Source organism: Agrobacterium sp. AGB01 (assembly GCF_014851585.1).
Classification (GTDB): Bacteria; Pseudomonadota; Alphaproteobacteria; order Rhizobiales; family Rhizobiaceae; genus Agrobacterium.
This window is the reverse complement of the sequence record NZ_JACVAB010000002.1, coordinates 372,028-386,784: the sequence shown is the minus strand read 5'-3', so window position 1 is coordinate 386,784 and position 14,757 is coordinate 372,028. Positions and strand designations below refer to the sequence as shown.

The window sequence follows — 14,757 nt, the reverse complement described above, 5'->3', positions numbered from 1 at the left end:
AAAAATGATGGCGTCGTTCGATCCGGACGACGCCATTTTTGTGTCTGCACAGACAGACTGCGTTGCAGACAAACGCAACGACCACAAACTCTGATAACAGTTTCGGAGGCTATGAAATCCGGCATGGCCGCACGACAACGCATCATTCCCGTCAGACGTGAATATAACCGTTGGGTCGCCAACCAGACGCTGGAAGATTACGCGTTGCGCTTTACCGCAAAAAGCGCCCGGCAGTTTTCATCAAACCGAATTTCCCATACCGCCATTGGCGCAATCTCCTTCCTGGCTCTCGAAGCCATCGGCGGTGCGATCACACTGTCTTATGGCACGACCAATGCGTTTTTTGCCACCATAGTCGCGGCTGTCGCCATGTTGGCTGTCGGCCTGCCGATCAGCCGTTACGCCATCCGCCACGGCGTCGATATTGACCTTCTGACCCGCGGTGCAAGCTTTGGCTACATCGGCTCGACGATAACCTCGCTGATCTATGCCGCCTTCACCTTCATGCTGTTTGCCATCGAGGCATCCATCATGTCCGGTGCGCTGGAACTGGCACTCGGCATTCCATTATGGATCGGCTACATCATTTCGGCCGTCATGGTCATACCGCTAGTGACCCACGGTGTGCGGTTGATCAGCAAGTTCCAGATCATGACCCAGCCATTCTGGATCATCCTGAACACATTGCCGTTTATCTTCATTGCTTTTCTGGACTGGGGCAAATTCGATCTTTGGCTGGCCTTTTCCGGCATCCACCACACACCGGCACCAGTTGGAGAGTTTGCGCGGTTCAATCTCGTTGAATTTGGTGCCGCCTCCGCCGTCATTCTGGCATTGATGTCCCAGATCGGCGAACAGGTCGATTTTTTGCGCTTCCTGCCCGCCGAGGGCCAAAGCAAATTGCGGCATCGCATCGCTGTTTTTCTGGCAGGTGCCGGCTGGGTCGTGGTGGGGGTGCCAAAACTGCTGGCCGGCTCCTTCCTTGTCGTTCTGACCCTGTCATCAGGCGTGCCGGTGGACAAGGCGGCCGACCCGTCGCAAATGTACCTCACTGCCTTTGGCTACATGATCCCGAACGAAAATGCTGCCATGCTGTTGATGGTGGCTTTTGTGGTGGTGTCGCAGCTTAAGATCAATGTCATGAATGCCTATGCGGGATCGCTGGCGTGGTCGAATTTCTTCTCCCGCCTCACCCATAGCCATCCCGGTCGCGTTGTGTGGCTGGTGTTTAACGTTGCCATCGCCCTGCTGCTGATGGAACTCGGCATTTACAAGTTGCTGGAAGAAACGCTCGGCATCTTTTCCATTGTTGCAATGGCATGGCTGTGCACGATCTCGGCCGACTTGTTCGTCAACAAACCACTTGGCCTCGCCCCACCCGGTATCGAATTCAAGCGCGCCCACCTCTACGACATCAACCCGGTTGGTGTCGGCAGCATGATGCTGTCAGCAACCATTGCACTTGCCGCCCATTTTGGCCTGTTCGGCTCAATGGCAGCTTCACTTGCACCCTACATCACGCTGGTGGTTGCCTTCATCGCCTCCCCGCTGATTGCGTGGGGTACGAAGGGAAAGTTTTATCTCGCTCGTAAGCCGCGCCAGAAATGGCATGAAGAAAGCAGCATTACCTGCTCTATCTGCGAGCACCCATTTGAGCCGGAGGACATGGCGTGGTGCCCTGCCTATGCCGCACCGATCTGTTCGCTCTGCTGTTCGCTGGACAGCCGTTGTCATGACATGTGCAAACCCAAGGCAAAGCTCAATTATCAGGTAGCGACGGTCGCCAAGTCCTTCCTGCCAAATGAGCTGGTGGCCAAACTTGCCACGCGCCTTGGTCGCTATGGCATGTCAGCAGCATTGGCCATCGCAGCCCTTGGCGGCATTCTGGCGTTGATTGCCCATCAGGTCGCCACAGCATCACCGGAAACTGCTGATGTCGTGAACCGCACCATTCTCATCGTGTTTTTTGTTTTTGCAGTCATTGCCGGCATCGTCTGCTGGTTTCTGGTCCTTGCCCACGACAGCCGCGTGGTCGCGGAAGAAGAATCATCGCGCCAAAACACGTTGCTGCTTAAGGAAATTGCCGCCCACCGCAAAACAGATGCCGCGCTGCAGACCGCCAAGGAAACAGCCGAGGCGGCAAACCGCGCCAAAAGTCGGTATGTGGTTGGCCTCAGTCATGAACTGCGCACGCCGCTCAATGCCGTGCTGGGTTACGCACAAATTCTCGAACGGGATGAAACCATCCCGGCGCCGCGCCAATCTGCCATCAAGGTCATCAAACGTTCGGCAGACCACTTGTCCGGACTGATCGATGGCCTGCTGGATATTTCCAAGATTGAGGCTGGCCGCCTGCAGGTCTACTCCAACGAAATCAATATCCAGGATTTTCTGGATCAAATCGTCGATATGTTTCGCCCGCAGGCGCAGGCCAAGGGGCTGACATTTCATCACATCAGGGCAAAGTCACTGCCGCAATATGTGCGCAACGATGAAAAACGTCTGCGCCAGATCCTCGTCAACCTTCTGTCCAATGCCATTAAATTCACCGATGCAGGCAGCGTGACCTTCGAGGTTGCCTATCGCAGCCAGGTCGCCACCTTCACGGTGACGGACAGCGGACGCGGTATTTCCCCCAAGGATTTGGCGCGTATCTACGAACCGTTCCAGCGCGGTGAAGCGGACAACATCAAACCCATGCCCGGTCTTGGCCTTGGCCTCACCATCACCCAGCTATTGACCAACACACTTGGCGGCGAGATTTCCGCCACCAGCGAAAAGGATGTAGGTTCGACATTCCGCGTGCGTCTTATGTTGTCGGCCATCGACCGCCCGAGCACGGCACCGGCCGCTGAAAAGAAGATCGTGTCCTACGCCGGGCCTCGTCGGACTATCATGGTGGTGGATGATAATGAGGACCACCGAGACCTGATGCAGGAAGTCCTGTCTCCGCTCGATTTTGTGGTGCTAACTGCCCAGAGTGGTCCGGACTGCCTGACTCTCATCGAAGGATTAAGTCCGGATGCATTCCCCATCGACATTTCCATGCCGGGCATGAACGGCTGGCAACTGGTCGCCAAGTTGCGCGATGCCGGCCAGACCGCCCCAATCATCATGTTGTCAGCCAATATTGGGGACACGGCCATTATTGGCGCGGGTACCGATGGCCATAATGATGCCATTGCCAAACCGGTCGACATTCGCAAGCTCTGTGACCGCCTCGCCGTGCATCTGGGCCTGCACTGGGTGTATGAAAAAGACCTTTCCACGGTCATTGTTTCGACAGCTCCGCCAGCCCCGTTGAAGGCACCGGCTTCCGTTCATCTGCAGGATTTGTTACGCCTTGGGGAAATTGGCTACATCCGCGGCATCGAGGCCAAGCTGGATGATCTTGACCGCACCCAGGAAAATTTGCCGTTTACCGCACAAGCCCGCAACTTCGTACGCGCTTTCGACCTTACGGGTTACGCGGCCTTTATAAAGAAATTCGAAGACAAAAGGACGGGCACGGATGACTGAGCCGATGAACCCGCGCGATATCGTGCTGCTGGTGGATGACAGCCCGGAGGCCCTGGGCTTTCTGACAGAGGCACTGGAGCAATCCGGATTCTCCGTCCTGATCGCCACCTCCGGTCAGGCAGCTCTCAATATCGTAGAACGCATTACCCCAGATATCATTCTGCTGGACGCGATCATGCCCTCGATAGACGGTTTTGAAACCTGCCGTCGTCTCAAGGCAAACGCCTCGGTCGCACAGGTGCCGGTTATCTTCATGACTGGCCTGACGGAGACCGAACATGTGGTGCACGCATTGGGTTCCGGCGGCGTCGACTATCTGACAAAGCCAATCAATATCGACGAATTGCGCGCCCGCATTCGTGTTCACTTGTCCAATGCCCGCTCAGCCCAAAGTGCCCGTGTGGCACTGGATGCCGCCGGACGCCATCTGTTGGCAGTGAGGGCCAATGGTGCAATCCACTGGTCAACACCGCAGGCGACACGGCTGATCAACGCAGCAACGGGCAGTGATACCGGATTGGAAATTATCTCTGCCGAAATTGCCACCTGGCTTGGCTCTCCCGACCGCGCCCAGCACATGCGGGATGCAGCCTTAAGCATTTCTAACAATGGGCAGGCGATCCTGCAGCTTACCTTTTTGGGAGCAATGGGGGCTGACGAATATCTGTTCCGCCTGATGGCAACCAATGACAAACCAGCCGATGCCTTGCTGCGGCAACATTTTGGCCTGACGTTGCGGGAATCCGAAGTTTTATTGTGGATTGCCAAGGGTAAATCCAATCGCGACATCGGCGATATACTCGGCCTGTCTGCCCGCACGGTGAACAAACATCTGGAGCAGATCTATGTGAAGCTTGGTGTTGAAAACCGCGCATCAGCGGCTGTGAAAGCAACGCAGGTCATCCATAACAACGGCTGAGCCCTCCTAAGTCTAGGGTGCCTCGTCAGCACGGCTGGCGAGTAGCTGCGAAACGGTCACGAATTCAAAACCGCGCTGTCTCAGACCCTCAACAATCTTCGGCACGGCCGCACGGCTTGCCTCTCCGCTGCGATACATCACATGCAGCAAAATGATCGACCCATTCTGCGCTTTTTCAAGCACATGCGTAGCCATAGCATCAGCATTGCCCGCAATGTCAGGATAACTTTCCGGCTCTATATCCCAGGTGATTGTTTTGCGATTATTCTGCGATAGATACCACGGCAAGGTCACCAGCTTTTTGCCATAGGGAGGGCGGAAATCAATTTCACCTTGATAGCCAGCGTCGCGGATAGCGGCGTCGGTCCTCTCAATTTCGTCGGCAACGGTTGCAGGCCCAGTCAGCAACATGCGGGAATGCGTGTAGGAATGATTGCCCACCTGATGCCCTGCCTCGACAATCGACCGCGCCTGCGCCGGATTTTCCTGCATCTCCCTGCCGGTCAGGAAAAACGTTGCCGGGACATCATGCTCTTTCAGCAAGTCCAGCACATCCTGTGTGAAACGAACGGTCGGACCATCATCAAATGTCAGGGCAACGAGGGGCTTGCTGGTTTCGACCCGGGCGAAAATCTCGCCAAACAACTGTGTGGTGCGAGAATTGCCAAGTGTGTAAAGGCCAAACAGACCGCCGCCCAGCCCAAGCACAACCAAACCGACTGTAAAAAGTCGCCGCATCACCATCGAATCTCTCCCGTTAGTTGTCCCCTCCACATTCATTGCAACGACAATGTCGCCTTTGTGGCAAAAACAATCTGGTGCGCAGGAAAGTCAGAAACCAGCTGCTATTCTGTGCCCTCAAAAGCAAAAAGCCCGGCATCTCTGCCGGGCTTCTTGGATGTATTAGCAGAAACCTAGCTGCCCTGCTGGAAGTAGCTGAACTTGCCGTCCGGACCCTTCTTCCACTCGTACATAACGTAACCAGGAAGCTTTGGATCGCCCTTTTCGTCGAAGGAGATATCGCCAAGAACGGTCTTGAACGTGCCCTTCTTCATTGCTTCGGCAACAGCTTCAGCGTCGGTCGAACCGGCAGCCTTGGCAGCTTCAGCAATCGTCTGGAGCGCAGCGTAGGAGTACAGAGTGTAAGCTTCAGGGTTGAAGCCGGCAGCCTTGAACTTCTCTACCAGTTCCTTGTTTTCAGGACGCAGGGTTGGATCAGGACCGAATGTGTTGAGGGTCCCTTCAACAGCGTCACCAGCAATCGAGGCCAGTTCGTTGGACACGATACCGTCACCCGAAATGAGCGTTGCCTTCAGACCCTGGTCGGCAGCCTGACGGATGATCAGACCAGCTTCAGTGTGCAGGCCGCCCCAATAGATGATGGAAACGCCGGCTTCCTTCATCTTTGCGATCAGTGCGGAGAAGTCCTTGTCGCCGACGTTAACGCCTTCGTACATGGCTTCAGTCACACCGGCAGCGTTTGCAGCCTTTTTGGTTTCGTCGGCAAGGCCCTGACCATATGGGGTCTTGTCGTGAATGATGGCGATCTTTGCATCCTTGAAGTGGTCAGCAAGATACTTGCCGGCAATGCCGCCCTGCTGGTCGTCACGACCGCACGTACGGAAAGTGTTCCACAGGCCGCGTTCGGTGAAAACCGGGTTGGTCGCAGCAGGCGTCACTTCGAGAATGCCGTTTTCTGCGTACACTTCGGAAGCCGGGATCGAAACGCCCGAGTTGAAGTGACCAACAACAAACTTCACGCCGTCAGCAACGAACTTGTTGGCAACGGAGATGCCCTGCTTGGGGTCGGACACGTCGTCACCAAGGACGATCTTGATCTGTTCGCCGTTAATACCGCCAGCGGCATTAATGTCTGCTGCCGCTTGCTCGGCACCCTTCTGGAGCTGTGCACCGAACGCTGCGTTCGGGCCAGTCAGCGGGCCACCAACGGCGACGAGAATATCAGCCCAGGCAGAGCCGCTGAACGCGACCATTGCAGTCAGCGCTACTGCGGAAAGAAGAGACTTCTTCATTATGTTACTCCCAGTTCCTTTTGGATGGGTATTGTTGTTCACCTGTCCAGCCCCATCATCACTAAACAGGAAAGCTGTTCCACCTTTGCGAGCAGTCTGAGGTCAGAGACCCTGCCCTGTCAATCTTTCTTCTTCCAGGAAAAAGCAGAACTTTTTTCGTACAGCCAATAGTAGTTATTGACCATTTGGCTCGTTCTGCGAGTACGGAAACCGGCAACGGAAAAAACAAGCAACAACACCACATCGATTGTGTAGTAGAAGCCATTTAGCATCGGGCCGTTAAACAGCGCGTGATGCAAAAAGCGCATGGCGAAGCCCAGAAGTAACGTATAGACGATGACCCGAGGCATTTCGCCCCAACTATCGGCTACCGACTTGCCGGTCCGCCATGCTGTCCAGAACCCCAGAAGCAGAACCAATGCCCGCAAGATGTAACGAGGCATCGTATCTGTTTCGAAAAAAAGTCCCTGCATTTCGTTTTCCCCTTTAGCGCGGTCGCCCTTACGACAGACGCTCCGTTATTCTTATTTTAAAACCGGTCCTTGCAGACCGGGAATTCCATTTCCCACCCCTTCAAATCTGTTGCCAGCTTTGAGGCCAAAGACGGGAAAGTATTTTGCGGCATGACATTTCTCAGAAAGAGAAACACCATTCCGATTGCAGGGGTGCCAGCTTCTTTTTGATGGCTGGCGACACCTGAATTTCTTTTTTAAAACGGCGACTTCGTAGAAATCTCGCCGTTCAAAATCTCGTTGCCTCACCTTTTATCGTCTTGAAAACCGCCAAAAGTTTTCGTGACGCATATCAGTGGCGGCCACCTTCCAGATAGGCCGCACGCACTTCAGGATCGGCCAGAAGTTCCTTGCCGGAACCGCTCATGGTTACCTTGCCGTTCACCATCACATAAGCGCGGTCGGAAAGCTTGAGGGCAGCAAAAGCGTTCTGTTCGACAAGAAACACGGTCAGACCTTCTTCCCTGTTCAGTTTCTTGATCGCTTCAAAAATACCCTTCACAATCAGTGGCGCCAAACCCAGTGAAGGTTCGTCCAGCAACAGCAATTTCGGGCGGGCCATCAGCGCGCGGCCGATGGACAGCATCTGCTGCTCACCACCCGACAATGTACCGCCACGCTGGCTCTGACGTTCCTTCAGGCGCGGGAACATCACAAAGATCTTCTCCACATCCTCCTTGAAGTATTTCAGATTATCCAGACCAGCGCCCATCTGAAGGTTTTCCAGAACTGTCATGCGCGGAAAAATGCGACGACCTTCAGGAGACTGCGCAATACGCCTGCGCGCAATCAGGTGTGTTGGAACACGGGTAATGTCCTCGCCATCGAATATGACCGAACCGGAGCGGGCCTGTGGGCTACCGCAAATGGTCATCATCAACGTGGATTTGCCAGCACCGTTAGCGCCGATAAGGCTGACGATCTTGCCCCTGTTCACCTCGATATCGACACCGGCGAGCGCACGGATATTGCCGTAATAGGTTTCAACATTCTGGACTTTAAGAAGGGATTCACCGGACATCAGACCGCTCCCCCGTCAAGTTCTTCAGCAATAATTTCTTCCACTTCATCGTCCTCGACACCGAGGTAGGCGGCGATGACCTTGGGGTCATTCTTGACATGGTCCGGCGTCCCGTCAGAAATCTTCTGACCGTATTCAAGCACCACCACATGGTCGGAAATTTCCATAACCACCGACATGTCGTGCTCGATCAGCAGAAGCGATGTTCCTTCATCGCGAATGCCACGCAGCAATGCGTTCAGTGCCAGAGATTCCTTTGGGTTCAGACCAGCGGCCGGCTCGTCGAGGCACAACAGCTCAGGACCGGTGCACATGGCACGGGCAATTTCCAGACGACGCTGCGCGCCATAGGAAAGATCACCTGCCGGATCATCAGCACGATCCGTCAGATTGGCCTTGTCGAGCCAGTACTTTGCCTTCTCGATGGCATCGGCTGCAGCGTTTTTGTAAGCCGCGAAACCTAGCAAGCCGAGAATGGTGTAACCGGATGCCTTCATCAGCACGTTGTGCTGCGCAACCAGCAGGTTTTCGAGCACCGTCAGACCGGAGAAAAGCCGGATATTCTGGAAGGTTCTCGCAACCTTTGCTTTTTTGGTGATCTCGAAATCCGGCAAACGTTCCAGAAGGTGCTGCTGCCCCTCCTTCCCGTTCATGGTGATCATGCCCATTGTCGGCTTGTAAAAACCGGTGATGCAGTTGAACACCGTTGTTTTGCCAGCGCCGTTCGGCCCGATCAACGCGGTGATTTCACCACGCTTGGCTTCGAAGGAAAAATCGTTGATGGCCATCAAGCCGCCGAACTTCATCGAGAGATGCTCGACCTTCAGTATCGTATCTTTTTTCATGGAACTTGCTCCGGATGCCATCAGCCGTGACCTTCCTTCGTAAAGCTGCCGGAGACAGCCTTGCGTTTTTTCAAGAAGGCAGTTGGTTCGCGTGAACCCACAAAACCACGTGGCTTGAACAGCATCACGATAATCATTGCCAGACCGAACAGCAGCATACGGTAGAGTTCGGGCGTGAAGTCATTTCCGAAGAAATGTTTGAGGAACTCCATTTCGCGCAGCGCTTCCGTGCCACCCACCATCACCACAGCCGCAATGGCAATGCCGGTGAGTGATCCCATGCCACCGAGAACCACGATGGCCAGAATGACCGCAGATTCAAGGAACACGAAGGATTCAGGCGATACGAACCCCTGACGAGCTGCGAAGAATGAACCGGCAAAACCACCAAACATCGCGCCTGTTGCAAAGGCGGTGAGTTTGGTCGCAACCGTATCGATACCAAGCGAGCGGCAGGCAATTTCATCTTCACGCAGGGCTTCCCATGCACGACCGATCGGCATGCGACGCAGGCGGATCGTGACGTAGGCAGTCAGAAGGCAAAGCGCCAGGATGACGTAGAACAGGAAGATTTTATAATAGGCCGACGACATCGACAGGCCAAAAGCCTTGGCGAAGTTGTTCGGCGCACCGGTATCGAACGACCAGATGCCGAAGACCGATGCCTTGGCGATGCTCGAGATACCGAACGTGCCCTTGGTCACATCTGTCCAGTTTATCAAAACAAGACGAATGATTTCACCGAAGGCAAGTGTCACGATGGCTAGATAGTCACCACGCAGGCGCAGAACGGGGAAGCCGAGGATAACACCCCAAAACGCCGCCAGAATACCGGACATTGGCAAGAGCAGCCAGAACGAGAAGCCGAAGTAGCTGGACAGCAGTGCGTAGGAATAGGCACCAACCGCGTAGAACGCCACATATCCCAGATCGAGCAAACCGGCCAGACCGACAACGATATTCAAGCCCCATGCCAGCATGACGTATATCAGGATCTGGATGCCGAAGTTATCAACGTATTTCAGTGAACCCTGGAAGCCGTTAATTGCGACCATAGCAGGTGGGTAGAGAAGCAACGCAACAAGCGCGATCTTCAGAAAATACTTTTGGAAATCACTTTTTTCTTCAGTGATATCCAGTACGCCAGTGCGTGCTTTTTTCAGTTTACGTGAATCAAGCGCTGGCTTGATAAAACCAACAACCAGAAAACGACCGACAGCAGCGATGGCGACAAAAATCGCCAGGAGGTCCCAACGGGTCTCCCAGACAAGTGCGTTATTGATATCCTGAAAGGTACGAATACCAACGAACAGCAGGAACATGCCGAAGGAAATCAAGCCCGCGTAGAGGCCTTCCTTCAGCGCCACGACCGTAAGATCGGGGCTGGAGGATTTTGTTTCAGAGCCAAAATTTGCCATGTTTTTATACCTTCTCGACTTCGGGACGTCCGAGGATGCCCGTAGGCTTGAAGATCAGAACGAATGCAAGAATGGCAAAAGCTGCAACATCCTTGTAGGCAATCGAGAAATAGGCAGACCAAAGGCTTTCGATCAGTCCGATCAGAAGACCACCGAGCACAGCGCCTGGCAGTGAGCCAATGCCACCAAGAACCGCAGCCGTGAACGCCTTTACGCCCGGAATGAACCCGTCATTGAACGAGGCAACACCATAATACATGAGGTACAGCGTGCCAGCGACGGCTGCGAGAGCAGCGCCCATAACAAAGGTAATCGAAATGGTGCGGTCTACATCGACACCCAGAAGTGCCGCCATCTTGCGGTCCTGCTCGGTTGCACGTTGCGCACGGCCAAGCGGTGTCTTGTTGACGATATACCAGAACACGAACAACAGCACGGATGTGACTGCCACAATGATAAGCTGCTTCAACGAGATGGTGATTGCGCCGAAGTGGAAGACATCTGTCACAAGCGACGGGATCGGCTTGTTACGTGGACCCTGTGTAACCTGAATGAAGTTGGACAGCACAATCGACATGCCGATCGCGGTGATCAGCGGTGCGAGGCGGAAGGAACCACGCAGCGGCCGGTAAGCCACGCGCTCAATCGTCCAGTTCCACAAACCGGTCATCAGCATCGCAACAACCATCATAAGAAGAAGGAGCAGCGCCACCGGAATACCGGCAAAAAACGATGTGAGAATGAGGAAGACGATAAGGGCTGCGAAGCCACCCAGCATGAAGATGTCGCCATGGGCGAAGTTGATCATGCCGATAATGCCGTAAACCATCGTATAGCCAATTGCGATCAGGCCATAGATAGAACCAAGAGTCAGCCCGTTTATGAGCTGCTGGATAAAATACTCCATATTTTCCCCCGGATGCACCCTCTAAAGGAGCACATCTCTTTTATTACGTTCCCGCGATCCTGTAAGACAGATCCGTATGAAATGCATAACGCGTTCGAAAGAAATGTGAAGCCCAAAAGGAAAATTTCAGCCAAATATTTGGAGTTTTCATATTCACTGCCGCATTTGGGATCACAAAGAGCAGGAATTCGGCAGAAGCTGAGCAAAAACCACTCATTTCGCAGTGTAATACAACGTTATCACTTAACATAACTCGAAATGATACCCGTACCATTTCCAGACACAATTTAATGCTGTATTTATCAATATTATATATCGTAAATACTTGAAATGAATGCGATATATCTGAGACAACGCTGGGAACCCGAGGACACATCGTCAAAATGCTGGAGCATCTGACACACGCAGCCTTTGCAGCAGGTCGAGAAATCATGGCCATCCACACGGCTGGGCCACATGTGCTCTATAAGAATGACTGCTCCCCCGTCACAGAGGCGGATCAGCGTGCCGAAGACGTTATTCTGGCAGCGCTGGAACAGGCATTTCCCACTATTCCGGTTATTGCCGAAGAGGCCGTATCATCTGGCATCATGCCGGAAATATCCGGCGGCGATTTCTTTCTGGTCGACCCGCTTGATGGCACCAAGGAGTTCATCGCCGGAAACGACGATTTCACCGTCAATATTGCGCTGATTCGCGATGGAAAACCGGTAATCGGTGTGGTGCTGGCGCCTCTGCTCAGAACACTCTGGACCGGTCACGAAGGTATTGCCGAAAAGCTCACACTCGACGAGGATTTCAACATCGTCTCGCGGGAAGAGATCAACACGAGAAGCTGTCCTGACGCGATGATGGCGCTCATCAGTCGCTCGCACAGCACGCCGGAAACGACAGCTTTCGTCACACAGCACGGCATTCGCAACTTCAATTCGGTCGGATCATCGCTGAAATTCTGTCTTATTGCCGAAGGTCAGGCCGATGTTTACCCACGGTTCAGCCGTACCATGTTGTGGGATACGGCGGCAGGTGACGCCATCTTGCGCGCGGCCGGCGGCATCACAGTAACACCGGAAGGTGCCCCACTGGTCTATCTGCCCAAGATCTGCACGGAAGAAGGTCTTGCCAACGGCCATTTCGTGGCCTGGGGCACGCCCGCCATGGCGGAAAACACCTGATTATTGCTTTGAGAAGCAAGGACGGTTGATTGCTCCAATCATCCGTCCTGCGCGTCACCAAATTCACAGCAATCGATAACGATAGGCGCGCGCCACCGCTTGCATGCGGTTGACTGCCTCAAGCTTGCGCATGGCGCTTTTCAGGTAGCTGATCACGGTATGGCTGGAAATGGAGAGAATGATGGCGATCTCTTCACTGCTTTTACCGGCAGCAGACCAACGCAAACACTCAATTTCACGAGCCGTCAGTTTTTCCCGTGGCCCAGCCTGCAACAGACTGTCGCCAGATGCCCTGTCCAGAATCTCCACAGCTTCAAAATATAATGCCGCCATATCCGGCTGCGTCGAGTCGACAGCGTCGCTGCTGAGAGCCAACACATAGATATTCATATGTGCGTCATGCAGTGAGCAGGCCAGGACATTGGCGTAACCAAACCGGGCAAACTCCTTGCCAAGATCGGCCACATCACGACCATTCTCGTCCTGCCAGAAACACAAACCTGGTAGCAACACCGGAACGACCTTGCGCTTCAGCATGGCAATCAGCTTGCTGCTCCGAAACGCATCACTGAGCGAATAGGCATTTACCAGCCCCGTCGGCCAGTTGCTGTGAACGATATTGTCCCGGAAGCCGGATTTATCCGCCCGTGGAAAAGCCGTCAGAATATAACGGTCAAAGCCATGTCTCTTGCATAAGTCTGCGAGGTCACTTTCCAAACGGTTTGCAAACTCGCTATCGCCCTTGTCTGTCATCACGGCCCCGGTCACACCCCGCACTCCGACGAAAACAAACCCTGAACTGCCATATCAATTGCATCAGTCGTTGAAACGTTGCCCGACACGTTTCTTCTCCCCTCTATAAAAGCGTCTGGAAATTCACATTTGAAAATGGTGCTGGATTTTTGCATTGGCATATCGGTTGGAACAGTACACGGAATCGCTGTGCAACCGACCATACTGCACGCATGAGAATAATAACATTAAAACATTCGAATATATTACAATTACAGTAATCGCCAGAAACAACAAATAAGAAATACTTAAATCAGCAGACGCAGATATATCCGGCGGGGTTTATGTCGAAGTTGTGCCTTTTTATTGGCACGACAAAGACTGCGCTTTTTTGACACGACCGTATTCTTTCGGCCAGATTTGAACCGTTTTCCTCACAGAACACCCGAAATAGTTCAAATTGTTAACAAATTCTCTCGAACAGCTTAGTTCTTTTTTAAAGTTAGCGCGCTAGGTTGATCCTATATGGTCTTGAGTTTGTATAGAGTGTCCAATGACCGAAATGATACGTCCACGAGTAAAATATGTCATCGGCCCAGATGGCAGCCCGCTAACAATTGCCGACCTTCCTCCGGCTGATACCCGTCGTTGGGTGATCCGTAGAAAGGCAGAAGTAGTTGCCGCGGTTCGGGGTGGGCTTTTGAGCCTGGAAGAAGCCTGTGAGCGATATACGCTGACGGTTGAAGAATTCCTGTCCTGGCAGTCTTCGATTTCCGATCACGGCCTTGCAGGTCTGCGCACCACGCGCATCCAGCAGTACCGTCACTAGTTAAAGTCCTGTTGCGGCTTAAGCCGCATCGAGACCATTATACAAGATAGCGCCACGGCATGTTTCAAAACATGCACCGTGGCGTATCTGTTTTCAGCCGCCGTAAGAATGGCTCGCCTCGCGCTCCCTACCCACGGCAGTCAGCGGCGTAGCACAAGCTGGACATGCCAAATTGTAACATCACTGTTCACAAACTGCGGTCACCTTTTCCCGTCTGCTGCTCATGTGGCATGGTATACCTACGCCATCACAAACGTTAAGCGGGAGAAGATGATGGAATTCAAAAGCAGTGAAACGGGCTCAAAAGGTCTCTACACAGCAACGCTTGAGGGCCATACTGGAGAGATGACCTATTCTCGCGCATCGGAAAAGTTAATCATTCTTGATCACACCGGTGTTCCCGACGAACTTCGTGGCAAGGGCGTTGGCCAGGCATTGGCAGCGCACGCAATCGAAGAGGCGCGAAAAGGTGGCTGGAAAATAATGCCGCTTTGCCCTTTTTTCAAAGCGCAGGTGCTTCGTCACCCAGAATGGAACGACGTCATCTCCGGTTAAGCAGATTTCAGGTGCATAAAAATTGCCATTTTTTTGGATTTAAAACCCAACATTCGCATCGCTGGTCGTCAGGTCTTAACCATTTCAGCGGCGCGTTAACCGTTATAGATGGCCCCGGAACGCAAATCCAAGGTCGGGTTCTCGGCTGAAGCATCACAAAAATCGCCAGCGCGCGCCAAACGAATCACTTTCATCGCGAAAATGATAAAAGAATCCCAAAATGGGTTCAGGCACGCGCCTTCGATGAAGGCGCCTGCCTGAAAATAGTCATCAGTACAGCCTTTGCGAGAAA

At 53.4% G+C, this 14,757-nt stretch carries 13 protein-coding genes; 5 read left to right on the top strand and 8 right to left on the bottom strand.

Going from position 1 to position 14,757, the window contains the following annotated elements:
- Positions 1 to 123 precede the first annotated feature (123 nt).
- Together IB237_RS08580 and IB237_RS08575 are read left to right on the top strand one after the other, a co-directional pair.
- Positions 124 to 3,519: an ATP-binding protein gene (locus IB237_RS08580; protein WP_192488233.1), complete on the top strand. Its 3,396-nt coding sequence runs from the start codon at positions 124 to 126 to the stop codon at positions 3,517 to 3,519.
- Positions 3,512 to 4,438: a response regulator transcription factor gene (locus tag IB237_RS08575; RefSeq protein WP_192488232.1), complete on the top strand. Its 927-nt coding sequence runs from the start codon at positions 3,512 to 3,514 to the stop codon at positions 4,436 to 4,438. The genes IB237_RS08580 and IB237_RS08575 overlap by 8 nt, the downstream gene beginning before the upstream one ends.
- A gap of 12 nt (positions 4,439 to 4,450) precedes the next feature.
- Here the strand turns inward: IB237_RS08575 and IB237_RS08570 are convergent, their stop codons facing one another.
- From IB237_RS08570 to IB237_RS08540, 7 genes are all read right to left on the bottom strand, one after another.
- On the bottom strand, positions 4,451 to 5,176 hold the full coding sequence (locus tag IB237_RS08570; RefSeq protein WP_371815270.1) for a polysaccharide deacetylase family protein: 726 nt from the start codon (positions 5,174 to 5,176) through the stop codon (positions 4,451 to 4,453).
- A gap of 176 nt (positions 5,177 to 5,352) precedes the next feature.
- Positions 5,353 to 6,471, bottom strand: coding sequence for a branched-chain amino acid ABC transporter substrate-binding protein (locus IB237_RS08565; protein WP_192488230.1), 1,119 nt, complete (start codon positions 6,469 to 6,471; stop codon positions 5,353 to 5,355).
- A 119-nt stretch (positions 6,472 to 6,590) separates the two neighbouring features.
- Positions 6,591 to 6,944: a DUF6867 family protein gene (locus IB237_RS08560; protein ID WP_192488229.1), complete on the bottom strand. Its 354-nt coding sequence runs from the start codon at positions 6,942 to 6,944 to the stop codon at positions 6,591 to 6,593.
- Between the two features lie 331 nt (positions 6,945 to 7,275).
- Positions 7,276 to 8,004 (bottom strand): ABC transporter ATP-binding protein, encoded by a 729-nt coding sequence (locus IB237_RS08555; RefSeq protein ID WP_192488228.1) that lies wholly within the window; start codon positions 8,002 to 8,004, stop codon positions 7,276 to 7,278.
- Positions 8,004 to 8,849, bottom strand: a complete 846-nt coding sequence (locus IB237_RS08550) for an ABC transporter ATP-binding protein (RefSeq protein ID WP_371815269.1) — start codon at positions 8,847 to 8,849, stop codon at positions 8,004 to 8,006. Before IB237_RS08550 ends, IB237_RS08555 begins: the two co-directional genes overlap by 1 nt.
- Before the next feature lie 20 nt (positions 8,850 to 8,869).
- Positions 8,870 to 10,267, bottom strand: a complete 1,398-nt coding sequence (gene livM, locus IB237_RS08545) for a high-affinity branched-chain amino acid ABC transporter permease LivM (RefSeq protein ID WP_192488226.1) — start codon at positions 10,265 to 10,267, stop codon at positions 8,870 to 8,872.
- 4 nt (positions 10,268 to 10,271) lie between these two features.
- Entirely contained in the window at positions 10,272 to 11,174 is a 903-nt protein-coding gene (locus IB237_RS08540; protein ID WP_192488225.1) for a branched-chain amino acid ABC transporter permease, read from the bottom strand.
- A 383-nt stretch (positions 11,175 to 11,557) separates the two neighbouring features.
- Between IB237_RS08540 and cysQ the strand changes: the two genes are divergently transcribed.
- Positions 11,558 to 12,349: a 3'(2'),5'-bisphosphate nucleotidase CysQ gene (gene cysQ, locus IB237_RS08535; protein ID WP_192488224.1), complete on the top strand. Its 792-nt coding sequence runs from the start codon at positions 11,558 to 11,560 to the stop codon at positions 12,347 to 12,349.
- A gap of 63 nt (positions 12,350 to 12,412) precedes the next feature.
- Here cysQ and IB237_RS08530 read toward each other — a convergent pair whose 3' ends face one another.
- Positions 12,413 to 13,102, bottom strand: a complete 690-nt coding sequence (locus IB237_RS08530; RefSeq protein WP_192488223.1) for a LuxR C-terminal-related transcriptional regulator — start codon at positions 13,100 to 13,102, stop codon at positions 12,413 to 12,415.
- Positions 13,103 to 13,634: 532 nt separating this feature from the next.
- Here IB237_RS08530 and IB237_RS08525 point away from each other — a divergent pair.
- Positions 13,635 to 13,910 (top strand): DUF1153 domain-containing protein, encoded by a 276-nt coding sequence (locus IB237_RS08525; RefSeq protein WP_027675777.1) that lies wholly within the window; start codon positions 13,635 to 13,637, stop codon positions 13,908 to 13,910.
- Between the two features lie 273 nt (positions 13,911 to 14,183).
- A complete protein-coding gene (locus IB237_RS08520; RefSeq protein WP_192488222.1) occupies positions 14,184 to 14,465 on the top strand; it encodes a GNAT family N-acetyltransferase in 282 nt (93 codons plus the stop codon).
- Positions 14,466 to 14,757 lie beyond the last annotated feature (292 nt).